This is a genomic window from Rhodococcus sp. RCBS9 (genome assembly GCF_029457415.1).
Lineage (GTDB): Bacteria > Actinomycetota > Actinomycetes > Mycobacteriales > Mycobacteriaceae > Rhodococcus_F > Rhodococcus_F qingshengii.
Window position 1 is genome coordinate 2,341,282 of record NZ_CP120422.1, and the last position, 23,391, is coordinate 2,364,672.

At 61.8% G+C, this 23,391-nt stretch carries 22 protein-coding genes and 1 pseudogene; 19 read left to right on the forward strand and 4 right to left on the reverse strand.

Annotated elements, in window-relative coordinates; all coding sequences use genetic code 11:
* Positions 1 to 2: 2 nt before the first annotated feature.
* From P0M12_RS11180 to P0M12_RS11195, 4 genes are all read left to right on the forward strand, one after another.
* The gene (locus P0M12_RS11180; RefSeq protein WP_007735566.1) at positions 3 to 431 is read left to right on the forward strand and encodes a limonene-1,2-epoxide hydrolase family protein; all 429 of its coding nucleotides are present in this window, start codon (positions 3 to 5) and stop codon (positions 429 to 431) included.
* A gap of 191 nt (positions 432 to 622) precedes the next feature.
* Positions 623 to 817: a hypothetical protein gene (locus tag P0M12_RS11185; protein WP_125052412.1), complete on the forward strand. Its 195-nt coding sequence runs from the start codon at positions 623 to 625 to the stop codon at positions 815 to 817.
* A 39-nt stretch (positions 818 to 856) separates the two neighbouring features.
* Complete coding sequence (locus P0M12_RS11190; protein ID WP_158170697.1) at positions 857 to 1,144, forward strand: hypothetical protein; 288 nt, start codon at positions 857 to 859, stop codon at positions 1,142 to 1,144.
* A gap of 38 nt (positions 1,145 to 1,182) precedes the next feature.
* Positions 1,183 to 1,710: an AAA family ATPase gene (locus P0M12_RS11195; RefSeq protein WP_042922064.1), complete on the forward strand. Its 528-nt coding sequence runs from the start codon at positions 1,183 to 1,185 to the stop codon at positions 1,708 to 1,710.
* Between the two features lie 1,935 nt (positions 1,711 to 3,645).
* Here P0M12_RS11195 and P0M12_RS11200 read toward each other — a convergent pair.
* On the reverse strand, positions 3,646 to 3,942 hold the full coding sequence (locus tag P0M12_RS11200) for a hypothetical protein (protein WP_020971354.1): 297 nt from the start codon (positions 3,940 to 3,942) through the stop codon (positions 3,646 to 3,648).
* A 350-nt stretch (positions 3,943 to 4,292) separates the two neighbouring features.
* On the opposite strand from P0M12_RS11200, the gene P0M12_RS11205 reads away from it, so the two are divergent.
* The 14 genes and pseudogenes from P0M12_RS11205 (at position 4,293) to P0M12_RS11270 (ending at position 18,513) form a co-directional block, all read left to right on the forward strand.
* Positions 4,293 to 5,432 carry a glutathione-independent formaldehyde dehydrogenase gene (locus P0M12_RS11205; RefSeq protein ID WP_277377724.1) on the forward strand — a complete coding sequence of 380 codons (1,140 nt, stop codon included), beginning with the start codon at positions 4,293 to 4,295 and terminating at the stop codon, positions 5,430 to 5,432.
* Positions 5,433 to 5,517: 85 nt separating this feature from the next.
* A pseudogene (locus tag P0M12_RS11210) lies at positions 5,518 to 5,649 on the forward strand (DJ-1/PfpI family protein); the annotation flags it as partial.
* Positions 5,646 to 6,059 carry a heme-binding protein gene (locus P0M12_RS11215; protein ID WP_007735555.1) on the forward strand — a complete coding sequence of 138 codons (414 nt, stop codon included), beginning with the start codon at positions 5,646 to 5,648 and terminating at the stop codon, positions 6,057 to 6,059. The pseudogene P0M12_RS11210 and the gene P0M12_RS11215, both read left to right, overlap by 4 nt.
* A 1,072-nt stretch (positions 6,060 to 7,131) precedes the next feature.
* Positions 7,132 to 9,006 carry a molecular chaperone DnaK gene (gene dnaK, locus P0M12_RS11220; RefSeq protein WP_007735554.1) on the forward strand — a complete coding sequence of 625 codons (1,875 nt, stop codon included), beginning with the start codon at positions 7,132 to 7,134 and terminating at the stop codon, positions 9,004 to 9,006.
* An 8-nt stretch (positions 9,007 to 9,014) separates the two neighbouring features.
* Positions 9,015 to 9,539: a nucleotide exchange factor GrpE gene (locus P0M12_RS11225; RefSeq protein ID WP_277377725.1), complete on the forward strand. Its 525-nt coding sequence runs from the start codon at positions 9,015 to 9,017 to the stop codon at positions 9,537 to 9,539.
* 6 nt (positions 9,540 to 9,545) lie between these two features.
* Positions 9,546 to 10,451, forward strand: coding sequence for a DnaJ C-terminal domain-containing protein (locus P0M12_RS11230; RefSeq protein WP_007735552.1), 906 nt, complete (start codon positions 9,546 to 9,548; stop codon positions 10,449 to 10,451).
* The gene (locus tag P0M12_RS11235) at positions 10,448 to 10,777 is read left to right on the forward strand and encodes a chaperone modulator CbpM (RefSeq protein ID WP_020971358.1); all 330 of its coding nucleotides are present in this window, start codon (positions 10,448 to 10,450) and stop codon (positions 10,775 to 10,777) included. Before P0M12_RS11230 ends, P0M12_RS11235 begins: the two co-directional genes overlap by 4 nt.
* A complete protein-coding gene (gene clpB / locus P0M12_RS11240) occupies positions 10,759 to 13,392 on the forward strand; it encodes an ATP-dependent chaperone ClpB (protein ID WP_054188357.1) in 2,634 nt (877 codons plus the stop codon). Before P0M12_RS11235 ends, clpB begins: the two co-directional genes overlap by 19 nt.
* Positions 13,393 to 13,408: 16 nt before the next feature.
* Entirely contained in the window at positions 13,409 to 13,861 is a 453-nt protein-coding gene (trxA, locus tag P0M12_RS11245; protein ID WP_007735549.1) for a thioredoxin, read from the forward strand.
* Positions 13,858 to 14,124, forward strand: a complete 267-nt coding sequence (locus tag P0M12_RS11250) for a UBP-type zinc finger domain-containing protein (protein WP_007735548.1) — start codon at positions 13,858 to 13,860, stop codon at positions 14,122 to 14,124. Before trxA ends, P0M12_RS11250 begins: the two co-directional genes overlap by 4 nt.
* Complete coding sequence (locus P0M12_RS11255) at positions 14,102 to 15,829, forward strand: FAD-dependent oxidoreductase (protein ID WP_277377726.1); 1,728 nt, start codon at positions 14,102 to 14,104, stop codon at positions 15,827 to 15,829. Before P0M12_RS11250 ends, P0M12_RS11255 begins: the two co-directional genes overlap by 23 nt.
* Before the next feature lie 13 nt (positions 15,830 to 15,842).
* Positions 15,843 to 16,283, forward strand: a complete 441-nt coding sequence (locus P0M12_RS11260; RefSeq protein ID WP_024487875.1) for a DUF1931 family protein — start codon at positions 15,843 to 15,845, stop codon at positions 16,281 to 16,283.
* 1,254 nt (positions 16,284 to 17,537) lie between these two features.
* Positions 17,538 to 17,999: an Hsp20/alpha crystallin family protein gene (locus P0M12_RS11265; protein WP_277377727.1), complete on the forward strand. Its 462-nt coding sequence runs from the start codon at positions 17,538 to 17,540 to the stop codon at positions 17,997 to 17,999.
* Positions 18,000 to 18,162: 163 nt separating this feature from the next.
* A complete protein-coding gene (locus P0M12_RS11270) occupies positions 18,163 to 18,513 on the forward strand; it encodes a hypothetical protein (RefSeq protein WP_039973505.1) in 351 nt (116 codons plus the stop codon).
* Positions 18,514 to 18,766: 253 nt separating this feature from the next.
* Here the strand turns inward: P0M12_RS11270 and P0M12_RS11275 are convergent, their stop codons facing one another.
* Entirely contained in the window at positions 18,767 to 19,867 is a 1,101-nt protein-coding gene (locus P0M12_RS11275) for a membrane protein (RefSeq protein ID WP_039973504.1), read from the reverse strand.
* 279 nt (positions 19,868 to 20,146) lie between these two features.
* Between P0M12_RS11275 and P0M12_RS11280 the strand changes: the two genes are divergently transcribed.
* Entirely contained in the window at positions 20,147 to 20,662 is a 516-nt protein-coding gene (locus P0M12_RS11280; protein ID WP_054826691.1) for a nitroreductase family deazaflavin-dependent oxidoreductase, read from the forward strand.
* Positions 20,663 to 21,442: 780 nt separating this feature from the next.
* Here the strand turns inward: P0M12_RS11280 and P0M12_RS11285 are convergent.
* The gene (locus tag P0M12_RS11285; protein WP_277377728.1) at positions 21,443 to 22,300 is read right to left on the reverse strand and encodes an alpha/beta hydrolase; all 858 of its coding nucleotides are present in this window, start codon (positions 22,298 to 22,300) and stop codon (positions 21,443 to 21,445) included.
* Positions 22,297 to 23,331, reverse strand: a complete 1,035-nt coding sequence (locus P0M12_RS11290) for an NADP-dependent oxidoreductase (protein ID WP_277377729.1) — start codon at positions 23,329 to 23,331, stop codon at positions 22,297 to 22,299. Before P0M12_RS11290 ends, P0M12_RS11285 begins: the two co-directional genes overlap by 4 nt.
* Positions 23,332 to 23,391: the final 60 nt, after the last annotated feature.

The following is a 23,391-nucleotide window of genomic DNA, read 5'->3' on the forward strand; positions in this document are numbered from 1 at the left end:
CGATGAGAAAACACAATTCCAGACAACCGGAGTACCTGTTGAACGACGATCAACTGACATCGCGGGTGGTGGACCTGCTGATCGCACTGGAAGAAATGGACGCCGATGCCGTGCGCGCACTCGTCGATCCCGACATCGAATGGCGCAATACCGGCCTGCCCAGCGTGCGTGGAAGCAAACGCGTCGAACTGGCGCTCACGATCGTCTCTCGCCTGATCACCAGGTACGAGGTCGTGGAAGTGCTCACGATGACCACCGACCACAACACCGTGTCCTCCCGGCGACGAGAGATCATCCGCATCGGATGGTTTGCCATGCACCTCGACGTAGACGGCCACTACACATTCGCAAACGGCCTGCTTCGCATTTGGGACGACCGCTTCTCCTACCGCCGACTGCTCCGCGGATTGCGATTCGGCCCAACCACCTGAAGTAGCGACGTTTTGTGTCGCATTTTGCCGGGGAGTCCTCACCAGATGCTGAAATCTCCCCCTGCAGCTTCTCGACTGCATCCTCGGTTCAGGAGTTCGGCCGCTGGTGCGGAGAACTCTCGCCGAGTCTACGTTCGCGCATGTGACCGGCTCGTTGTTCCTTTGGACTGCAACGGGATTGGATACCGCTGATGGATTCTCGACAATTGTTCGCCCTCGGCGCGCTCGGTACCGGGATGTTGTCGCTGGCCTTGCAGCTGACCCCGCTGTGTCTCGGCGCAGAGGATGCGGAGCAGTACGTCTTTGTTCGCACCGCCAATGCCACCGCGGTCCTCAGCCTTGCTCTGCTGTCCGCCGCGTTTGTCTTCTGGCCGCCGGCTGGATGACTTTCCGGGCGCAACATGTTCACGAATAATGGAGTTTCGGTGAATCCACCCATAAACCACTACCGCCGGCGATCGGTGGAATCGATCCTCTTCGGCGGAGCCCTTGCAGCACTGCTGCTCTCGGGATGCACGATCAGTTCAGCAGATCCCACTACCGAGGGCAGGCAGTCGTCGAAGATGCCCACCGACTCCGAGCAGATCACCACGGTGATCCGATCTCACCTCGATACCCTCAGTACGACTCGACCGAGGTGCAACGAGAATTGTCGACGGGTCGGGGCATCCAGGGGTCGGTATCGAGCCGGCGGTCGACGGGTGCTCAACTGACGGGTAGTTCCGTAACTTTCTTCGAGAGGGTCCCACTAATGCGTATTGGAGTATCCGGCCCGCACGGGACCGGCAAGAGCACGCTGGTCGACGAGTTGTGTGGCCGCCTCGCGGGGCACATTCGGGTCGATGAACCGTATTTCGTGCTCGAAGAGGAGGGGCGCGAGTTCGAGTTTCCACCCTCGGCTGATGATTACCGTGCGCAGCTTCGTCGTTCACTGCGATTGCTGACTACACCTTCTTCTGGTGTTGTATTCGATCGCACGCCGCTCGACTTCCTGGCGTACTTGTCGGCGTGTGGTGTCGATCCGGAGGCAGAAGTCGAGGCGGCGATTGTGAGGTCCGCGCTACGTACTCTCGACGTGCTGGTTGTGGTGCCGATTACCGTCGAAACAGTGCAGAAGTTGCCTGCGGTGGGGATGCCGGAGCTGCAGCGCGCGGTGAACGACGCGTTGCTGGATTTGGTGTACGCCGATCCGATGCAGGTGTGTGACTCCCTGGTAGTTGTCGAGCTTGACGGCCCACTCCGTGGGCGGGTCGACACGGTTCTCTCGGCTTTGCAGTGACACCGGAATCGTCGAGCTGGGTGCGTTCGAAAGATGCTGGCACTGAGTGTTACTCGTGATGATCGACCTGATGAAACTTCGGTTCATGGCTGGCCGGTCTCTAAAATCGCAAGGGATCTATGTCTTCTCGTATGAGCTGGTGCTGCCGCCCCTTCAGTTTGCCGCCCCGCAGTGCGCTGCTCACCAACGCGCGTTCCCGGGCTCACTCTCTGGCGGAAGGTATCGAAAACAGGCATCTCGTGGCTCAGAGTGAATTCCGAGAGCCGGTTGTCCTGGTAAGTTTCGCGAAACCGAGGAAACGGAGTCCAGCGTGACAGTCGCCGCGTACCCATCCTTTCTGTTGCGATTCTCGCTACGGTCGCACTTGTCGTGGCCGGATGTTCGTCGGGCTCCGAGACTGATTCGACAAACACCGTAACCGCTCGGCAGCCGCCCAACATCGACATAATCGCTGGTGCTCGCCCCGAATCCCACCATGACCGATTCTTGTCCAACCTTCAGGCGATGGCGGCTGTAGATTCCGATCTATTTGTCAGATCAACCTGCGACTTTCGAAAAACTACGCGACAGTTGGCGCTGAAATTCCGGGCAAAGATGGCCTTTTCGACAGCTGAGAACAATCCACCAGCAGTCGGTCAACACTGCCCCTCTCCCTGGACTCGACGGGATGAAACCGTTAGCAACGGAGCTACGAACGAGGCACGGGGCGTCAGGATTCACCAGTGTGTCGACGACCGGGAGTGACTGCCGACGGAAACTGTTGACTAGGTTCGAACCTTTCCAGCACCAGGCACCGACCCGACAGGTGACCTATCGCCATGGTTCTGTGGCAACAGGTGTGGCCGCGACTTCCCACGAGCATTCCGAGCGCTCCAAGGGGCACCCACCACCCCTTACATAATTTGCCAGCGGAGATCGTCCATGTCGTTTCCAACCTCAGCCGTCGTTGATGCCAACAAACACCTACTGGCGCTTTGCAACAACGGCAACATGATATGGTCGGCAACCAACAAAACCGCACACAACAAGATCGCATCAAACGGCGAACAGCTAACGACTGCAACAATATTCAGTCCACGGCAATCCGGGCTCACACCGCTCCGACGCCAACCACACGGGGACGCGGCATCACCGCTTTTCAATCCTGAAACAGCCACCCGAAAACCACCCCCTCACTTAGGGTGTCGGTTTGTCCAACAAGAACACGGACAAACCGCGGCAGGTCGAACTCATCGGTTTCGCCGCCGGGATGATGACGTACTCGATCGACCGGCCGTGTAGTGGGGAGTCTTCACCTTCCCGATCGGAATCGGGCTTGCAGTCAGTACCTATGGATGGCGCTGGGAGGAAAGCGATTCCGGGCCGTCGGCATTGCAGCGACTGCAGAAATTTTCGCCGTCAACCGCATCCGGGACCTCAACGAGGGCCAAGACACCGCCGAACTGACCGTCCGTATCAGCGGCCCGGGTTTGGACACGTTCGACGCTGACTGCGAGGCACCCAAAGGTAACGTGCTACCCCAGGTCGGTGACCGGCGCACGGTGATGGTGAATCCATCCGACCTCACCTTTGCCATCGTCTATGACCATCTTTCCAACAGGACTAGCACCAATCGTCCTTGCTCGATGATCCGTGGTGCTCCACTAAGCCCTCCTCCAAGAACAAGGAGTCCTACTTCACTCCAGGCAGGTCACCTCAAACTCGAAACACTTTGCAATGAAACGAGTTTGAAATGCTCTTCCTACACGGGTAGCGAGTTGGCTCGACTGAGTGCCCTGCTCGTGATCTACCGATACCTGGGCGGAAGCGAGCGACGGACAGTACGCCACAGCCGCGCACGCCGGCAAAGCTACCGTGATTCGGGTATGGCTGTGGCACAACTGTATTCACAACCGAATGTGACCGCCATCGACAAGACATTTTCCAGTCGGTTGTTCAGACTTTTTCAGCGAGAACGTCGAGGTAGCTGATTTCGGGCGGCGCAGCGAAGAGTTCGTCGGCGCGTTCGCCGAGGGCCTTGCCGACCGGACCATTGAGATGTGTCTCGCGGGCAGCTTGGTCCGGGAATGCGTCGATGATGCCGAACGACGAGGGCCCGAACCGCACCGCGAACCAGGGTTTCGTGCCGGGCTCCTGCTCGACGAGCGGCAGTGCCGATCGGAGGAATTCCTCGACCGCTTCTTCCTTGCCGGGCTTCGCTTCAAGTCGGACCAGCAGCGCCTTGGTGGCCATATCGGATCTCCTCTTCGAGGTGGTGAACACTGTCAAGCATCACACCATCCATCGGTTAATGGAAGGTACCCAAACCCACCGTTCGAGGAAACCGATCCCAACCCCCTAGCGATCGTGGAGCCGAAGGAGGAGACTCCATGGTGAGGGAATGCGATGCCTGGATGCAGCCGCAGTTGCGTCGATGGCAGGAAAAATGTTGGTGCGCCGACATTTTGGTGCGGTCTTCACTTCTGCGCCCCGTGGACCTTCCCCGAACAGCACGATTCATTCGGTCGGTCGCTCACGCGTGGACGCCTGCGGCCGACGAGATCAACCGGAAAGCCGCAGCTACAAGACAAGGGAGTGCCGCGATGAAAGCGCTAGTATACGACGGGCCTCGAGAGGTCCACGTCAAGGACGTGCCCGATGCGCGGATCGAGAATCCGACAGATGTGCTGGTGAAGATCACGAGCACCAACATCTGCGGGTCGGATCTACACATGTACGAAGGCCGCACCGATCTGGAGCCCGGAATGGTCCTCGGTCACGAAAACTTGGGCATCGTCGCCGAAGTCGGCAATGCAGTGGTCAAAGTATCGCCAGGGGATCGAGTGTGCTTGCCGTTCAACATCGGCTGCGGCTTCTGCCGAAACTGCGAGGAAGGGTTGACTGCATTCTGCCTGACGGTGCACCCCGATCCGAAGATGGCCGGCGCTGCATTCGGTTTCGCGGGGATGGGCCCGTTCTGGGGCGGACAGGCGGAATATCTGCGAGTGCCGTTCGGCGACTTCAACTGTCTGCGACTGCCCGAGGATGCCCAGGACAAGGAAACCGACTACGTGATGCTGTCGGACATCTTTCCCACCGGATGGCATTGCACCCGCCTGGCCGACATGCAACCCGGCGATTCGATGGTGGTCTACGGCGCTGGCCCAGTCGGTTTGATGGCCGCGTATTCGGCGATGATCCAAGGAGCGAGCAAGGTGATGATCGTCGACCGCCACCCCGACCGGCTACGCCTGGCCGAACAGATCGGCGTCGTCCCCATCGACGACTCGAAGGGCGACCCCGTCGAGCAGGTCCTCGAGCAAACCAACGGGAAAGGCGCAGACAAGGGGTGCGAGTGCGTCGGCTATCAGGCACACGACCCGCAAGGCCACGAGGACGCCGCCATGACGATGAACCGGCTCGTGGATTCGGTGCGCTTCACCGGCCACATCGGGGTGGTCGGCATCTTCCTTCCCCAGGACCAGAACGGCCCCGACGAACTCGAGCGCAACGGCAAGATCGCCTTCGACATGGGCAAATTCTGGTTCAAGGGCCAGAAGATCGGCACCGGACAAGCGAACGTCAAACACTACAACCGGCAACTGCGCGACCTCATCCACGAAGACCGGGCAAAGCCCTCCTGGATCATCTCCCACGAACTCCCGCTCGCCGAAGCCGAATCCGGCTACCAGCACTTCGACGCTCGCGACGACGGCTGGACCAAAGTCGTCCTGCATCCCTGACACGGCCAGAACCGAGAGGAGCACAACGATGCCAATGCCACTGCAGGGAAAGCAGATAGCGATATCGACTGCCGACGGGGCCGGAGGAGTAGAAGTCGTAGACGAACAGGTCGCGATCGACGGGAACCTGATCTCGAGCCGCTCGCCCGACGACCTTCCTGCGTTCCGTCAGGCCATCGTCGAGCAGTTCGCGAAGCTCGGGGCAGGTGCGTCATGACCGTGAACCAGACCTCGGTGTCCCTCGACGATGCGCAGCGGGTCATCGCCGCAGGACAGGCCAAAGCCACCGAGATCGAGTCGCCGTCGAACATTGCGGTGGTCGATGCCGGCGGCAACCTCGTGGCTCACGTGCGAATGGACGGTGCCTGGATCGCCAGCATCGACATTTCGATCAACAAGGCGTTCACCGCGCGGGCATTAGACGTCTCGACCGAGGACCTCGCGGCCAACGCGGGCCCGGGCGAGCAGTTCTACGGGATACACGCCTCCAACGGCGGACACATCATGATCTTCACAGGCGGTGTGCCTCTGCGGCACAACGGCCAGGTCGTGGGCGCTGTCGGCGTCAGCGGCGGCACCGGGGAGCAGGACAAGACCGTCGCCGAGGCGGCCGTGGCGGCGCTGTGAGCTCTGTTTCATCCGCGCGTCAGGTGAATTGACGCCGGCCAAGCCCGCTCGGCGAAACCGAATCCGGCTACCAGCATTTCGACGCTCACGACGACGGTTGGACCAAAGTCGTACTGCATCCCTGAGGCGGCTCCGAGCCGAGACGAACACAACCACGGCCAGACCTGGCACACCTGCGCCACCACGGGGGCGAGAGCAAACCGACCCCTCGATCGAAATCCTGCCAAAGGATGTAGCACAGGAATAGACGAGAACCACGTAAGTCCCGTAGTGACAGTGACCGAAACATGTTGAATTGCAATAGCTCCCGCCAGAGCGGTCTGTTGACCAGCCACAGAACGGGACGTTGAACCGTGCAGCACGCGGGTGTGCGCCACCTACTCGCAACCAATTGGAACCGACCAGTAGTGGCTCATTACCTTTCTGTCACAAGGAGATTCGATAGAACTACAATGAATCTCGTCCGGGTTCAACGGAGCTGCTGTTCACTGACTGTGACGATCTTTCGCAAAGGGAGTTCTCCTTTTGCATGCGCCGCGGTAGTGTGGACGTACCGCAGTAGCGGCCGACACTCGAGTTTTCGTGTCGAAGCCGATACTCGGAGTTTCATGCGATGGCCGCTTCGATCGGGTTCCGGCGGGCATCTTCGATCAAGGGCAGGTGTGGTCGCCACTGCCCCGTTGCGCCCCGCCCATCAGGCGAATGTTGTTGACGCCCTTTAGGTGGACGAAAAGACTCATCATGGCTGGGTGGTTCGTGAGCTCAACCGGTTGACCGGCGGTCGGGCCCTGTCAGTACACACAGGCCCGGCGAACCCCACAACATCAACGCTGAGGGGCGTGATGTCAAAGCACAGTGGCGGAAACCCTTACCCTCGGCCGCTCTCGAGCCTCACGCCCGCCATCCACGGATTGGTGTCGGGCGCCGTTATCGGCGCCCTGCTCGGTCTCCGTGACTTCACCCAATCCACTCGCCAAAACCAGGGAACTACGAAGTCCTTGCCGACATCGAGCGAAGTTGCGGGCGGAATCGCACTTGCTCAACGGCCGGGCCGATCGAAAGGAATTGAGTCATGACAACTGCTGTAGGCATCGACTTGGGCACAACCAACTCGGTCATCGCAAGCTGGCAAGGCGGCGAGCCGGTGGTGATCTCCAATGTGGAGGGAGCACGGACGACGCCTTCGGTGGTGGCGTTCACCGAGAACGGTGAGCGTCTGGTGGGCCAGCTTGCCCGGCGGCAGGCGATCTTGAATCCGAAGGGCACGATCTACTCGGCGAAACGCTTCATCGGACGTCACTACGACGAGATCTCCGAGGAAGCCAAAGCGGTCAGCTTCGACGTCGTAGCGGGTGACAACGGTGAGGCCCGCTTCGACGTGCGCGGCAAGAAATACGCACCAGAGGAGATCAGCGCTCTCGTGCTGCGCAAGCTCGTCGACGACGCGAGCAAGTTCCTCGGTGAGAAGGTGAAGGAAGCGGTCATCACTGTTCCTGCCTACTTCAACGACGCGCAACGAAACGCCACCAAGGACGCCGGCCGTATCGCAGGCCTCGAGGTTTTGCGGATTATCAACGAACCGACCGCTGCGGCACTCGCGTACGGCATGGACAAACAGACCCACGAAACCGTACTGGTCTTCGACCTCGGCGGCGGAACCTTCGATGTGAGCCTGCTGGACGTCGGAGAGGGGGTAGTCGAGGTTCGTTCCACGGCCGGCGACTCCCACTTGGGCGGCGACGACTTCGATCGACGCGTGGTGGACTACCTCGCCGACGAATTCCAGCGCGCGGAGAACATCGATCTGCGTAAGGATGCGCAGGCGTTGCAACGACTGTTCGAAGCCGCGGAGAAGGCAAAGGTTGAGCTGTCCTCGGTGACCCAGGCCCAGGTAAACCTGCCTTTCGTTACCGCTGACGCGAATGGTCCCAAACATCTCACCACTACGATCATGCGATCGAAGTTCGATGATTTGACTGCCGATCTGGTGGAACGGTGCCTCGGCCCGGTGAAGCAGGCCATGAGTGACGCCAAGGTCGCCGCCAACGACATCGACGAAGTGATACTGGTCGGCGGTTCGACACGTATCCCGGCTGTACAGGCGCTGGTTCGCCGGCTGACCGGCGGCAAGGACCCCCACATGGGCGTCAACCCGGACGAGGTCGTTGCCCTCGGAGCCGCAGTCCAGGCAGGCGTGCTCAAAGGCGAGGTTTCCGATGTGTTGTTACTCGATGTCACCCCACTGTCCCTCGGCGTCGAGACGCAGGGCGGGGTGATGACGAAGATCATCGAGCGGAACACGACGATCCCGGCACGGCGCAGCGAAGTGTTCTCCACGGCGGAAGACAATCAGTCCGCCGTGGACGTCGTGGTGTTGCAGGGCGAACGCGAACGTGCGGCCGACAACCGGGTGCTGGGCCGGTTCCGGCTGGAAGACATCCGCCCCGCGCCACGTGGCGAGGCCCAGGTGGAAGTCATTTTCGACATCGACGCCAACGGCATCCTGAACGTCACCGCTCGCGACAAGGATACCGGCAAGGAACAGAGCATCACGATCAGTGAACAGGGCAACCTTGATCAGGGTGAGGTCGAGCGCATGTTGGCGGAGGCCGAACGGAACCGGGGTGAGGACGAGGCGCTGCGCAAGGCGGTCGACGCGCGCAACGGGCTCGATTCGGTTGCGTATCAAGTGGAGCGGCGACTTGCCGAACTCGGTGACAGTGCCCCGCCGCATGAGAAGGCGCGGGCCGAGATGCTGGTTGCCGACGCCCGAAAGGCCGTGCAGGACGGCGCTTCACCCGCGGAGGTTCAGCCACTCACCTCGGAGCTGCAACAGCTGCTCTACGGACTTGTGCCGGACCAGTCGGACGACGGCCAAGCAGGCGGCGCTGATGCTGCGTCGTCGGATGACGGCGACGTGATCGACGCCGAATTCGATCGAAGCTGAGGCGCACGATGGAAATGTCTGCAGATCATTCGACGACTGAGCCGACTACCAACAGCGCCGACACGGATCAAAGCAAGACCGAGTCCGATCGCGCCGAGACGGCAGACGAGCTGTCTCAACTCGAGGACCGTTGGCGCAGGGCCGTCGCAGATCTGGACAACCTGCGCAAGCGATACGGCAAAGATCTGGACCGTGAACGCGCCGCGGAAGTAGCGAAGGTTTCGGCGGCGTGGCTGCCGATACTGGACAACTTGGAGCTTGCGCTTGCACACGCAGGCAGCGATCCGCAGGCCGTCGTCGAAGGTGTGAAGGCGATCCGGGACCAGGCGGTACAGGTGCTCTCACGACTCGGCTTCGAGCGCCACGACGAGGCCGGTGTGCCGTTCTCCCCGGAACTCCACGAAGTGGTCAGTGTGGTAACCCGACCCGACCTTCCGTCCGGGACCGTGGTCGAGGTCTTGCGCCCGGGTTATGGAGAGGACGGGCGACAGTTGCGGCCCGCCGCGGTGGTCGTCAGCCGCCCAGAGGGGTGAGCACCGATGGCCCGTGACTACTACGAAGTACTCGGCGTACCGAAGGGCGCCGGCACCGACGAAATTCAGCAGGCGTACCGCAAGCTGGCCCGCAAGTACCACCCCGATGTGAACAAGGATCCCACTGCGGAGGACAGGTTCAAGGAGGTCAACGAGGCCTATCAGGTGTTGTCCGACCCGGACACCCGGAAACGCTATGACCGATTCGGTGACGACTTCCGGCATGTACCCGAGGATTACGACGAACGGGTGCGGGCAAACGCCGCCGGGTACGGCGGTGGCGGGAGACGGGTGCACTTCGGCCACGGTGTCGGTGGTGAGGGTGCCGTCGACTTCGAAGACCTCTTCGGGCAGATGTTCGGCGGAGGCGGTGGGTTCGGACCGATTCCCGGCGCCGATCAGGAGGCCGAACTCGAACTGGCGCTGGAAGAGGCCTATCAGGGCGGAAAACGCACTCTCAGACTGGACGGACGGCAGTATGACGTCGACATTCCAGCCGGCGTCCTGGACGGCCAGCGAATCCGGTTGGCCGGGCAAGGAGGCCGAGGCAACGGTGACGCGCCGCCTGGGGATCTGTACCTCGTGGTGCGGATCAAACCGCATTCACGGTTCCGCGTGCAGGGTCGGGACATCTACGTCGATCTGCCCGTATCGCCATGGGAGGCGGTTCTCGGGTCGACAGTCGTCGTTCCCACACCGGGCGGAGAGGCGAAAGTCAAAGTGGTGCCTGGCTCTTCGACTGGTAGGAAGCTGCGCCTGCGCGGAGAGGGAATGCCGAATCCGCGCGGTGCCAACGGCAACCTCTACGCCGAAATCAAGGTGATGGTTCCGTCGAAACCGACAGCACGTGAACGCGAACTGTTCGAGCAGTTGGGCGCCGAATCGAACTTCAATCCGAGGAAAGAGACATGAGCACCTCAACGCCGATCACTCAGTACGTATTGGTTCGCCGTACCGGATTGTCGCCGGACGCCTTCGCCGAACGTACTGGCCTGCACCCGGATCTGGCACGAAAACTCGTGGCTCTCGGACTGCTCGACGCCCACCGCTACGCCGGCGGAGAGATGTCGTTCGACCCATCCGAAGTGACCCACGCCGCACGCATCCAACGACTGCGGACGGGTCTGGGTCTCAACTACTCGGCAATCGGGCTCGTGCTCGATCTGCTGGATCGAATCGAAAGACTCGAAACAGCGGCCCGCAGAAGGAGGACATCCTCATGGACACCGGCAGCTTGACCGAAAAGTCACGAGAAGCCTTGCAGGAAGCCCAGAATGTTGCGACCAGAATGGGCCACACCGAAGTCGACGGAGAGCACCTGCTGCTCGCATTGGTCGATCAGCAGGATGGATTGGTGCCCCGACTGCTCGAACAGGCCGGCGCGAATGTCGAAGCACTTCGATCCGATCTGGATCGTGAACTGTCGCGTAGGCCGAAGGTCAGCGGCCCCGGCGCGACCCCCGGTCAGGTGATGATCACCCAGCGTCTGGCCAAGCTGCTCGATGCCGCAGAGCGGGAGGCGAAGAGACTCAAGGATTCCTACGTGTCGGTGGAGCATCTTGTGATGGCCCTCTCCGAGGAAGGATCGGCCAGCGCGGCCGGGCGGGTCCTCGCCAGTCACGGGGTCACACGGGACGCCTTCCTCACAGCGCTGACGAAGGTGCGCGGCAATCAGCGTGTCACGTCGGCAACCCCGGAGGGGGCGTACGAGGCATTGGAGAAGTACGGGCGCGACCTCGTCTCCGAGGGACGGGCAGGCAAACTCGATCCGGTCATCGGCCGGGATGCCGAGATACGCAGGGTAACTCAGATCTTGAGCCGGAAAACGAAGAACAACCCGGTGCTGATCGGCGACCCCGGTGTTGGTAAGACTGCGATTGTCGAGGGTCTCGCCCAGCGGATCGTCCGCGGCGACGTGCCCGAGGGCCTACGCGACAAGACGATCTTCTCGCTCGACATGGGTTCTCTGGTGGCCGGTGCGAAGTACCGCGGCGAGTTCGAGGAGCGACTGCAGGCCGTGCTGTCCGAGGTGAAGGCTGCCGAGGGGCGCATCCTGTTGTTCGTCGACGAGTTGCATACCGTGGTCGGAGCGGGCTCGGTCGGCGGCGAGGGGTCTCTCGATGCCGGCAACATGCTCAAACCGATGCTCGCACGCGGCGAACTGCACATGATCGGTGCCACCACTCTCGACGAGTATCGCAAGCACATCGAATCCGATGCGGCACTGGAGCGTCGATTCCAGACCGTTCTCGTCGACGAGCCCAGTGCCGAGGATGCGATCTCGATTCTGCGCGGACTTCGAGAACGCCTCGAGGTGTTCCATGGCGTGAAAATTCAAGACGGTGCATTGGTGGCCGCCGTGACCCTCTCGCACCGGTACATCACCGACCGCTTCCTTCCGGACAAGGCGATCGATCTCGTAGACGAGGCATGCGCTCGGCTCCGCACCGAAATCGATTCGATGCCTGCCGAACTCGACGAGCTCACCCGGAAGGTGACCCGTCTGGAGATCGAAGAGGCCGCACTGTCCAAGGAAACGGACGCGGCCAGCAAGGCGCGCCTCGAAGAATTGCGCAAGGAGCTGGCCGACCTGCGGGCCGAGGCAGACGCCCGGCACGCTCAATGGGAGGCGGAGCGGCAGGCGATCCGGCGGGTGCAAGAACTGCGAGGAGATTTGGAACGGTTGCGCGTCGAGGCCGAGGCCGCCGAACGCAACTACGACCTCAATCGGGCAGCCGAGTTGCGATACGGCGAGATCACCGAGCTCGAACGCCGGCTCGAGGCGGCGGAGGAGCAACTGGCCACCAGACAAGGCCGAAATCCGTTGCTGCGTGAAGTGGTCACCGAAGACGAGATCGCAGAGATCGTGGCCGCATGGACGGGTATCCCGGTCGCCCGGCTGCAAGAAGGTGAGCGGGAGAAGTTGTTGAAGCTCGACGAGATCCTGCACGAGCGGGTCGTCGGTCAGGACGAGGCGGTGCAACTGGTCGCGGACGCTGTGATCCGGGCGAGGTCCGGTATCCGTGATCCTCGTCGACCGATCGGTTCGTTCATTTTCCTGGGCCCGACGGGCGTCGGAAAGACCGAGCTTGCAAAGACATTGGCCAGCGCCCTATTCGACAGTGAAGACAACATGGTGCGCCTCGATATGAGCGAGTACCAGGAACGGCACACGGTGAGTCGGCTCATCGGTGCACCTCCCGGATACGTCGGGTACGACGAAGGTGGCCAGCTCACCGAGGCGGTGCGGCGTAAGCCGTACTCCGTGGTGCTCTTCGACGAGATCGAGAAGGCCCACGCCGACGTCTTCAATACCCTGCTGCAGGTGCTCGACGACGGCCGGATCACCGATTCTCAAGGGAGGCAAGTCGATTTCCGGAACACGGTGATCATCATGACCTCCAACATCGGATCCCAGCATCTCCTCGACGGGGTCACAGCCGACGGCGAAATCAAGCCGGACGCCAGGGAACGGGTGATGGCAGAACTGCGCGGGCATTTCCGCCCCGAATTCCTCAACCGGGTCGACGACATCGTGCTGTTCTCCCCACTCACCCTGCCCCAGATCGAGTACATAGTGGAACTGCAACTCACCGACCTTCGAAACAGGTTGTCGGAGAGACAGATACACCTGGAAATCACGCCGGAGGCACGCCGACTGATCGCCGAACACGGGTTCGACCCTGTCTACGGTGCGCGGCCGCTGCGCCGATACATCGCACACGAGGTCGAAACCAAGATCGGCCGTGCACTGTTGCGCGGCGAGATCAAACCGGACGGCACCATCAGCGTCACGGTGGACGGCGGCGAGCTTGCCGTCGCGTATGCCGAACCCGCCTTCGCGGCGGCCTGAGAAGAGGTAACTGGTCATGGGATCCGAAAAGGTGAAGTGCCCGAACTGCGGCAAGACCAACAACATCCCGGCAGCAGGGGAAGGAAAACCTCGCTGCGGCAACTGCCACGAGCCGCTGCCCTGGATCGCCGCGGCGGGAGACGGTGACTTCGCGGAGATCGTCGAAAAATCCTCGGTGCCTGTGCTCGTGGATCTGTGGGCGACGTGGTGCGGCCCGTGTCGCATGGTCAGCCCCGCGCTCGAGCAGCTCGCCAGAGAACACGCCGGCCAGATCAAGCTGGTCAAGGTCGACGTCGATGCTGCACCCCGGACGGCTGAACGATTCACCGTCCGCGCCGTGCCGACTCTGCTGGTGATGGACCGGGGTGAGGTTCTCGCTCGCCAGTCGGGCGCAGCTCCGGTCCCCCAGCTGCGCACGTGGCTCGATCAGGCGCTCTCGGAAAATGCCGGCGAGGAGGCGAAGTCATGAGTCCTGTCCATGCGGACCCACATGTAACCGCGATCCGGGCCGTGGTGCCCCGTACCCCGCAGGGCTGCGAGGAATGTCTTCGCCTCGGCACCCCGTGGGTGCATCTGAGACTGTGCCTGACGTGCGGACACGTCGGTTGCTGCGACTCTTCGCCGGGCAGGCACGCGAGTGCTCACGCTCACGCCATCGGGCATCCGATCGTCCAGTCGATGGAGCCCGGCGAGGATTGGCGGTGGTGTTATGTCGACCAGAACTTCGTCTGAGGGCGCCTCACCCATCGGGTACAGCCCGCCGGTCGACGACGAGACCCCGGACGAGGAGGGCGCCTTCCCGCGGCTGACGGACGACCAGGTCGCGAAGCTCGAGGTCGGTGGCTCGCGTCGACCGGTTCACGCCGGCGAGGTGCTGATCCGAGAAGGCGCGCCTGACAACGATTTCGTCGTCGTCCTTTCCGGAAAGATCGCAGTCGTCGACGAAGGCGACGCGGACGGCGAGCGCCGGATACTGCGCGTGCACGGTCCTGGGCGTTTCCTGGGCGAGCTCGGACTCCTGGAAGGTCAGGTGGCGTTCTTCACCGCCGAAGCGATCGAGGACGGCGAGATACTCGTCGTCCCGGCCGAGCAGGTACGCGAGCTGATTGCCCACGATCCCGTGCTCAGCGATTTGATCCTGCGCGCCTACCTTGTGCGTCGGCACTTGCTGATCGGGCTCGGCTCCGGATTCCGGATCATCGGCTCCTGCTTCTCCCCGGATACGTTGCGACTTCGTGAGTTCGCGATGCGAAACCGTCTGCCCCACAAGTGGTTCGACTTGGAACAGGACGAACGAGTGGAGCAGCTGCTACGCAGCCTGAACGTCGCACCCGAGGACACACCCGTCGTGATCTGGCACGGCGAGAAGGTGCTGCGCAATCCGACGAATGCGGAACTCGCACGCGTCGTCGGGCTTCCTGTCCCGGCACCCGTCGCGGACGCAGCCAAGGACGTCTACAACCTCGTCGTCGTGGGTGCCGGACCGGCCGGCCTGGCCGCATCGGTGTACGGCGCCTCGGACGGGTTGAACACGGTGACGTTGGAGCGGATCGCTGCGGGCGGCCAAGCCAGTACCTCATCCCGGATCGAGAATTATCTGGGATTCCCCGCCGGGGTCTCCGGCTCCGAATTGGCCGAACGAGCCGTGCTCCAGGCCGGGAAGTTCGGCGCCCGCATCCTGGTGTCGGCAGAAGTGACCGGTTTGGGATCCGAGGCCGGGAACCATGTGCTCCGACTGGCGGACGGCGGGTCGGTGCACGCCCGGGCCGTTGTGCTCGCCGCCGGGGCGCGGTACCGCAAGTTGGCCGTTCAGGGGATCGAGGCGCTGGAAGGAACAAGCGTGTACTACGCCGCAACGCATCAGGAAGCACGGATATGCGGCACCGACCCGATAGCCATCGTCGGTGGCGGCAACTCCGCCGGCCAGGCCGCCGTCTTCCTCGCCGAGCACGTCTCACAGGTGCACCTGCTCATCCGCGGCGATGACCTCGGGAAGAGCATGTCCCGATACCTGGTCGACCAGATCGAACACCATCCGCGGGTCACCGTGCACCGGCACACCGAGATTCGTGCGGTCCACGGCGAGAAATACCTCGAAGCAATTGCAGTCGAGGACAATCGCACCGGCGACCAGGACACGATTCGGGTGCGCGCCCTGTTCGTCTTCATCGGGGCAGTACCGCACACAGGGTGGCTTGCCGACGCGATCGCACTCGACGACCACGGCTTCGTCCTCACCGGTGTGGACGCGATCCACGCACGAGCGGACGGCAGCCTGCCAATCCACGGCGGCCTGTCCAGGACGCTCGAAACCAGCCTGCCCGGCCTGTTCGCGGCGGGCGACATCCGCCGCGGTTCGGTGAAACGAGTCGCATCCGCCGTCGGTGAAGGAGCGATGGCCGTACGCCAAATCCATGAATACTTCGAAAGGAGCTGACGACATGCCAGTAATGGGCACCGTGAAATTCCAGCGGTTCTTCAGGGCAGCGGCCGGACTGCAGGTCGACCGGAACGATCTCAAGCGCTATACCGATTTCATCGACGACAAGATCTACGACGTGATCCTGATCGGGAAAGCCTCCGCGAAAGCAAACTTGCGCGACGTGATCGAACCGTGGGACCTGCCGATCACCAAGGGATTACAGGAGAGCATCCACCGGTTCGAAAAACTCGACGAGGAGATCGAACTTCAACCGCTGCTCGATCAGCTCACGGCCCGCCCGCCCTTGGACGTGGCCCTCTCAGAGGAGACAGAGCAACGACTGCCGCTGATCGCAGGAGGGTTGAGCGTAGCGCTGGCGCAAACCTTCGCCACGGTCGAACCGGACCGCAAGAACCCCGGCACAGCCCAATGGACAGTCGCCTTCGACATCTTCCACCTACTTCTGTGATTACCACCCGTCCCGGCTGACAGCGCGTCCGAGTTCGAATATGCTGTCCGGCTGCGAAAATACCGGTGCGATTCAGAACTGCCTGTCAGTTGGCGTCGACGACGGAGGATTTCCGGCGAGAGGTGCGGTTTCCGCGCTCGATTCTCGAGCAGCGAGAACTCCAGTGAGGGACTCGATTACAGCCCTCAGATCTTCTGCCGTGAGCGAGTTCGGCTTACACGCCGAACCTCTGACACCGGTAGTCCGCGTGGCCAGGCGGCGAGCAGAACTTGTCGATCGCCGATCACTCCTTCGGCTCATCTGAGAACCTTTCGTCTTCACTTTCTCGATCCCCGCATCGGGCGGGCCCTGAGCACTTCTGGGCGCGCACAGCTCAAGGCCCGGCAAGGAGACCAGTGAGGGTGATATGGCCTTGCCTTGACGAACACCCGCCCGATTGTTTGCCCCCTCGAACGGAACGGGTGCCCCCGACCCGACGAAGGTTATTGCGCACTGCTTGTAGACGACAGGGTCGAAAGTCCCAGTTCCATTGTGATGAGCAAGCTTTGACGGTAGCCGAAGTGTTCTCCCTTACAGCCGGTTCGGTGTGTGCACGAACACCGACATCGTTCGCAGCGACTCCGACGAACGAGCACCCGCGATGTTCGATGCCCGATCCACCCGCAAACATCGGGAAAAGACCTATTTTGCAAAAGCATTCGGAACAGACGTCTGCAAACCAAATACCAGGCACGGGCCACCTTTCCAGGCACCGCGACTACTGCGCCGCTAGCGTGACGACCAAGATGTTCACCTTGCCATGCAAACGGCCATGTCACTTCTTGGCATCGAAGGCGACTGAACATGATTTATACCGATCGCACTGTTTATGGTTGAAGATGTGCGGACGACATGAACGTCGACTTCGCACGGATAGTGGGTCATCGGTGTTGTGTGCTCAATGCCGACGTCGGTCATACGCCCCGACTCGCACACGCAGAGTCGGGGCTCCGGCGGATCCGTTGCCGCAACGCCGCTACTGACGAAGTGCCGTACCGCGCCGCCCGCTTCGAATCGAGGCCGAAGGCGGCCACCGCTTTTGTCGGGACCAGACAAAGCAGCGATCTTCAGGGACCGGAACACTTCCCCAAAGCTTCTGGCACTCTCGGTTGCAGAGTGCTAATTCGTGTGGTTATCATGTTCTCGCACAGTAAGTTCGGTCAACCGCCACAGTGGCGGTGACCTTTCTTTTCACGACATGGGAGGTGTGTTGCTGTGCTTCGTTTCGATCCTTTCACCGACATCGACGCGATCACCAAGTCCGTACTCGCCGCGGGAACCGGCAACGGACGCAGTCCACGGTTCATGCCGATGGACCTCTACAAGGTCGAGGACCAATACGTCCTGCACGCCGATCTTCCCGGCGTCGACCCAGGATCAGTGGACGTCCGCATCGACGGCTCGACCCTGACGTTGACCGCGCACCGCACCGACATCTCCGAAGAGGGTGTGAGCTGGCTGGCGAGTGAGCGTTTCGCTGGAACATACAAACGGCAGCTGTCCATCAGCGACGACATCGACGCCGAACAGATCGAGGCCTCGTACGACAACGGCGTGTTGACGGTGACGTTGCCGATCGCAGAGAAGGCGAAACCGCGGAGGATCGAGGTCTCCTCCGGACCACCCTCCCGAACCGATAACGCCGGATCGACAACACAGGTGCAGATCGAAGCCTGATCCGCCTGGCCCGAACACCGCTTGATGGTGGGGTGACTCCCGAGGACACGCGATGGGTTCTCGGGCCTCACCCACCATCGTTTCGATCTCCCACTGCACACCCGTGGCGCACACCGGTACATCCACCACACGAAAGAATCAGCGCGAGAACCCTTTAGCTGCCATGACTGCATCCACTATCCCCCCGCACGAGCAATCCGACAACACCGACAACACCGAATCCCGCGCGCACACTCCACCCGATTGGTGGGATCACCACCGTCCTATCACCAGCGATGAATACAGCGACATGGCGTTGATGCTCGGTGCACTCTCGATACTGACGTTCTGGATGTTCGGCCTCGGCATCCTCCTCGGTGCCGCCGCCATCGGAACCGCCCTGGCAGCGCGCCGACCCGACACCCCCGGACGCGATCTGGGCGACAACACCGCCGGCGTGGTCGGGATCCTCACCGGCATTGCCGGAATCGCCTTCGGCGCCGTCTTCCTCACTGCAGCACTACCCCACCTGTAGACAAACCGAATTCGGCACTTGTGAAATCGGATTCGGTTGTGCCGTAACGCGATCACGGTGCGCGCTGGCCAGTGTCGCGGTCGGAGCCCCGATCGCTGTGGTCCTCTACTACGTGCTGCGTTCGATCATCACGAGAGAATAGGGACTGCGCTGGTCAGCTGCACATTCCCATCACGAACCGTCGGCAGGGATCACGACCTCGCCCGCGGTCGCGAACGCCACCGGCAGTAGCGCATACGAAGCGCTCTCGCGATCATTCATTCGCTTCGTTCGACCGCGTTCGGGTCTCCTTGATGCGTTGCCGCTGCCGAACCCCGTACGTCGCTTCCGTGACGGCATCGTCGTCCTCGAGACCCGACCCGAGAGCCCCACCTATCGTGGCGATCGACGCCAGCAGCCAGGCGAGCGTGAGGTAGTCGGAGAAGTTCACCCCGTGTCCGAGAGTGCGGGCCAGCAGTTCCGGGGGAAGTGTGAGACACGCAGTGAACAACAGTAGACAGAACAGGGCCACGTGGAGGACGGTCACGCCGATGAACAGGGTGACCACGGTCGAAATGTTGTACAGCACGGATCGATCGCGCTCTTCCGACGACTTCGGCCGCTCCCACAGTTCGTGATCGACGATCAGCCAGAGAATCATCGCCACGATCGACAGGAGCGTAGCCGCGCTCATACGCCAAGGGCCCATCGTGTCGGCGAACAACCAAATCGTACTCGTTGCTAGCGCGATCGCACCCGTGGCAAAGGCACCGACGAGCACCTTCGACAGTCCGGCGACCAGCCTCCACGGGCGGTTCGCCCGCACCATCCCCGACAACAGTCGTAACCGCCGCAGTCCTGATGGCGCGAAGTAACGACTGCCATTCTCCGTCTGCGCACACGGGAACCGTCGCGCCGCGCCCTGCGGCATGAGTTCCGGTTCACCAAGAATGCGGGCTATCGCGAGTTCGGTAACAGCGCGGACGCGGCGCTCGATGTGGATCGCACCCACCCCAGCGACAGAGACAAGCGCGAAGCAATGGCCGGGGCTGACGTCGGCCACCACCGGCAGCGTATCTTCGCGGCGCGGTAGATCAGTGAGGTATACGACGATGTCCTCCCCTTCGGACGACGGATCGACCGCCCCGATGACGTCTGCGAAGTCTGTTTGCTCGTCCGAGAGGTAGGGCTTGCTACGTACACAAGTCGTCCACCGGCGCTCGAGGCGGTCACGGCTTCGTAAACGTTGTGGCAGATACTTCGCTATGCGTTCCGCGAGAGCCGTAGCTTTGCCCGGTTCCGCGATCAACAGCACCGAGGCCTGCTCACCTGCGGCACCAGATCGCTCTCCCTGGAAGTGTTTATTTGTCTTCACCGCCTTCACCTACCCGCCCGGAGCTCCCCCAAACTCCTCGAATCCGTTGTCACTCCGAATCAATGTCGGGCGGGAGGTCGACCGCCGGATGTACCAGGGACGCGTCATCGGCCGGGGCAACGAGACACGCCGCGCACCAAGACACACGTGATCATCCCGAGTCGACACCAACCCGCCAATCAGCTCCAGCACCGAACCACAACACTCCGCAGCACTTCGCCGACTGAGCGCATTGCAGGAGGCGGTGTACACAGAGAAGCGCCGGAGAGACAATCAACTATGGACACCAACGCCTTCCCCGATATTCGGTGGGGTCACGATCGGCGATTGCTCAAGAAGCCACTGAATGCCTTCGTGTCGTCGCGGATCGGGTCTTGGTATCTCCGGAAATTGACGCCGATCGACCGAAAACTGCTCGCGCACAGCAAAGGCCGACGAACGATCTTCGGTCCGATGGGGGTGCCGTTGCTGTTGTTGACCACGACCGGAAGGAAAACAGGGCAGCCCCGGACGACGCCTCTCACCTACATGCGCGAAGGGGACCGATTATTTCTGGTCGGTAGTAATTTCGGGCGACCCCATCACCCCGCGTGGTCCGAGAACCTGTTGGCCAATCGGGAGGCGACGGTGACAATCGGAGGGGCCGAGATCCCTGTGAACACAACCTTGTTGACAGGGCAGGAGGCAGAGAGCGTCTTCGAACAGTTCGTCGAATACAACCCTACGTACTCGGTGTACAAGACTCGCACGGCACGTAATCTTCGAGTGTTCGCTCTCGAACGGCGCCAAACCTGATTCCCCGCAACAAGAACAACCCCTTACTCCCGATCGGCCGGTATCGACGGAATCGCCCCGGCGAGTCCGGGGACTTCGATGTACCCCAAGTTTCGTGGAGCCGTCATTTTTACGTCAGGCTACGGGTTGACGTGTGACGTGTACGTTCTCGAACTCGATCGGTGTCAGCATCCCGAGGGCACTGTGACGGCGTTAGCGATTGCGGAAGATCTCGAAGTACTCGAACGTGGAGTCGGCCAATTCGGTCCTCGTTTTCCGTCGTTTTCGATTCAAGAGTTCGGTTTACATGCTGCCCCATAAAGATTCGATCACGGCGTGTTCATAGCAATCGCCGATCGATCCCATAGACGGGACCAGCCCTGAGTCGTGCGGGGTACATCAGTCCCCGGAAACTACGGTGCGATTCAGTGACACGGGTGCCGACGGTGATGGAGGCGGCGGCCGCGGAGCGGTGTGTGTGGCTCATCGGTTGGACGTGTGCGTGCTGCCCGATGAGCCGTGCGCCCGTGGCCGGCAATGAGTGAGCATCCGAACAGCATGAAGGACCGGCCGTCCGTGTTGTGCGGGCTGTCAAGGGCTAGCTAGAGCTTCTTGTCGAGAACAGGTCCGAGCACGCCCTGCGCGGCCGAGACGATCGTCCGCGGTGGTAATCGGAAGCGCTCAAGTGCGCACGAACCGTTTTCCTCTCCATGCTCCATCGAGCAAGGATTTGGTCAGCCGTGATCGGCGATTCTGCTCGGTCATGCGTCGGTGGTGTTGGCCTGGAAGGTTTCCGCTCGTTCAGCGGGTGAGGAAGTCGACGGCGGCGGGTGCGAATGTGTCGTGGTGTTGGAATATGCCGCCGTGCCCGGAGTCGGGGTAGATGATCAGTTCGCTTGCGGGGATTCGGCGGTGCAGGTCTTCGGAGAGGGTTGAGGGCACCATTCGGTCGTTGTCGCCGTTGGCGATGAGGGTGGGTGCGGTGATGGCCGACAGGTTTTCCGGTGTGGAGCGGCCCCACTTCTTGATCGCTGTGAGTTGGGTCTGAAAGGCCTTGACCGAGACGGGCGCATCTCGGTCGTCGGTGCGTTCCTTCAGGCGTTCGACGAATGCTGTGGCGGCGCGTTTGCCGGCGGTGTTGCGGTTGAAGAACAGGAATTCTTTCGGGTCGGACCGGGTCAGGGTAGCTCGAAGAATGTCGTAATAGGTTGTGCGGGCGACTTTGTCGATGTCCTTACCGCCGGCGGGGCCGGCCCCGGTGAGGACAAGTCTGCGCACGAGTTCGGGGTGCTCGAGCACGAGGGCTTGGGCGATCATGCCGCCGAGGGAGAACGAAAAGATATCGACCGCACCGAGTCCGAGCGCTGTGATGAATGTGACGGCGTCGTCGGCCATGGCATCGATGCTGTCGGGAACTTTCCCGGTAGAGGCGCCGACGCCGCGGTTGTCGAAGGCGATGACACGGCGCTTTTTCGCGATGGGGTCGATGATTCGCGGATCCCAGTTGTCGAGGTTCGCGGCGAGGTGGACGAAGAAGACGACGGGGATTTCGCCCTTCGGTCCGAGTTCGCGGTACGCGTAGGTGACGCCGCCGGCGGTGATGGTGCGGGTCGGCGCCTTCGCATAGGACGTGATGACGGGGTCGTTGCCGGTACTCATGGATTTGTCCTTGTGTCGGTTGAGGTTTCGAGGTTTCGGGTGTTACTGATGACAGCTTTACCCCGGATGCCACCCTTGCTCAGTGTCCGGAGGCCTTGGGGTGTCTCCTCGAACGGGAAGACCTGCCCGAGGACGGGGCGGAGTGCGCCGTCGTCGACGAGTTCGGCGATGTTGCGGAGTTGGTCACCGCTGGCGTGCATGAAGAGGAACTCGTAGCTCACACCCAGCTTGCGAGCTTGGCGGCGGATACTGGAGCTCAGTCCGGTGATCGCGAGGCGCAGTAGCGGATTGAGCCCGATCTCGCGGGCGAAGGCTGGATCCGGCGGCCCGGAAATCCCGATAGCCTTTCCTCCTGGCTTGAGTACGCGGAGGGATTTCTTGAGGTTCTCGCCGCCGAGGCTGTCGAGCACCACGTCGTAGCTGTGGAGGACCTGTTCGAAGTCCTCATTGTGGTAGTCGATGACTGTGTCGGCACCGAGGGCTCGAACGAAGTCCGCGTTTCGGGCGCTGGCTGTGGTTGCGACCGTGGCGCCGAGGTGTTTGGCGAGCTGAATCGCGATAGATCCGACACCGCCGGCGCCAGCGTGGATGAGGACTCTCTGTCCTGGCTGCACGTTGGCGCGCTCGACCAGTGCCTGCCACGCGGTCAGTGCCACCAGAGGCATGGATGCTGCTTCCGTCATGCTGATTGTTGCCGGTTTGAGGGCAAGATCGGCCTCCGTCACTGCGATACGCTCCGCGAATGTTCCGATGCGATCCTTGTCGGGTCGAGCAAATACTTCGTCGCCGGGTTTGAACGACTGAACCTTCGGCCCGACCTCGATGACGACGCCGGCGAGGTCGTTGCCGAGGATCAACGGAAGCCTGTACGGGAGTAACTGCTTGAACTCACCGGTGCGGATCTTCTCGTCGAGTTGGTTCAGCCCGGCTGCTTCTACTCGCACGAGCACGTCACGCTCACCGACAACTGGCTCCGGCACGTCGGATTCTTGCAGTGGCCCTTTATATTTGGTGACGACGAACGCTTTCATGTCTTTGGTTCCTTCGGCTAGGGCGACGGGAAGGGCGGGGAGGCGTCGCGGCTCTGTTTT

Coding starts and splice junctions, on each gene's coding strand:
- P0M12_RS11180 (WP_007735566.1), top strand. CDS start 3: ATGAGAAAACACAATTCCAGACAACCGGAGTACCTGTTGAACGACGAT.
- P0M12_RS11185 (WP_125052412.1), top strand. CDS start 623: ATGGATTCTCGACAATTGTTCGCCCTCGGCGCGCTCGGTACCGGGATG.
- P0M12_RS11195 (WP_042922064.1), top strand. CDS start 1,183: ATGCGTATTGGAGTATCCGGCCCGCACGGGACCGGCAAGAGCACGCTG.
- P0M12_RS11200 (WP_020971354.1), bottom strand. CDS start 3,942: ATGGCCACCAAGGCGCTGCTGGTCCGACTTGAAGCGAAGCCCGGCAAG.
- P0M12_RS11205 (WP_277377724.1), top strand. CDS start 4,293: ATGAAAGCGCTAGTATACGACGGGCCTCGAGAGGTCCACGTCAAGGAC.
- P0M12_RS11215 (WP_007735555.1), top strand. CDS start 5,646: ATGACCGTGAACCAGACCTCGGTGTCCCTCGACGATGCGCAGCGGGTC.
- dnaK (WP_007735554.1), top strand. CDS start 7,132: ATGACAACTGCTGTAGGCATCGACTTGGGCACAACCAACTCGGTCATC.
- P0M12_RS11225 (WP_277377725.1), top strand. CDS start 9,015: ATGGAAATGTCTGCAGATCATTCGACGACTGAGCCGACTACCAACAGC.
- P0M12_RS11230 (WP_007735552.1), top strand. CDS start 9,546: ATGGCCCGTGACTACTACGAAGTACTCGGCGTACCGAAGGGCGCCGGC.
- P0M12_RS11235 (WP_020971358.1), top strand. CDS start 10,448: ATGAGCACCTCAACGCCGATCACTCAGTACGTATTGGTTCGCCGTACC.
- clpB (WP_054188357.1), top strand. CDS start 10,759: ATGGACACCGGCAGCTTGACCGAAAAGTCACGAGAAGCCTTGCAGGAA.
- trxA (WP_007735549.1), top strand. CDS start 13,409: ATGGGATCCGAAAAGGTGAAGTGCCCGAACTGCGGCAAGACCAACAAC.
- P0M12_RS11250 (WP_007735548.1), top strand. CDS start 13,858: ATGAGTCCTGTCCATGCGGACCCACATGTAACCGCGATCCGGGCCGTG.
- P0M12_RS11255 (WP_277377726.1), top strand. CDS start 14,102: ATGTCGACCAGAACTTCGTCTGAGGGCGCCTCACCCATCGGGTACAGC.
- P0M12_RS11260 (WP_024487875.1), top strand. CDS start 15,843: ATGGGCACCGTGAAATTCCAGCGGTTCTTCAGGGCAGCGGCCGGACTG.
- P0M12_RS11270 (WP_039973505.1), top strand. CDS start 18,163: ATGACTGCATCCACTATCCCCCCGCACGAGCAATCCGACAACACCGAC.
- P0M12_RS11280 (WP_054826691.1), top strand. CDS start 20,147: ATGGACACCAACGCCTTCCCCGATATTCGGTGGGGTCACGATCGGCGA.
- P0M12_RS11285 (WP_277377728.1), bottom strand. CDS start 22,300: ATGAGTACCGGCAACGACCCCGTCATCACGTCCTATGCGAAGGCGCCG.
- P0M12_RS11290 (WP_277377729.1), bottom strand. CDS start 23,331: ATGAAAGCGTTCGTCGTCACCAAATATAAAGGGCCACTGCAAGAATCC.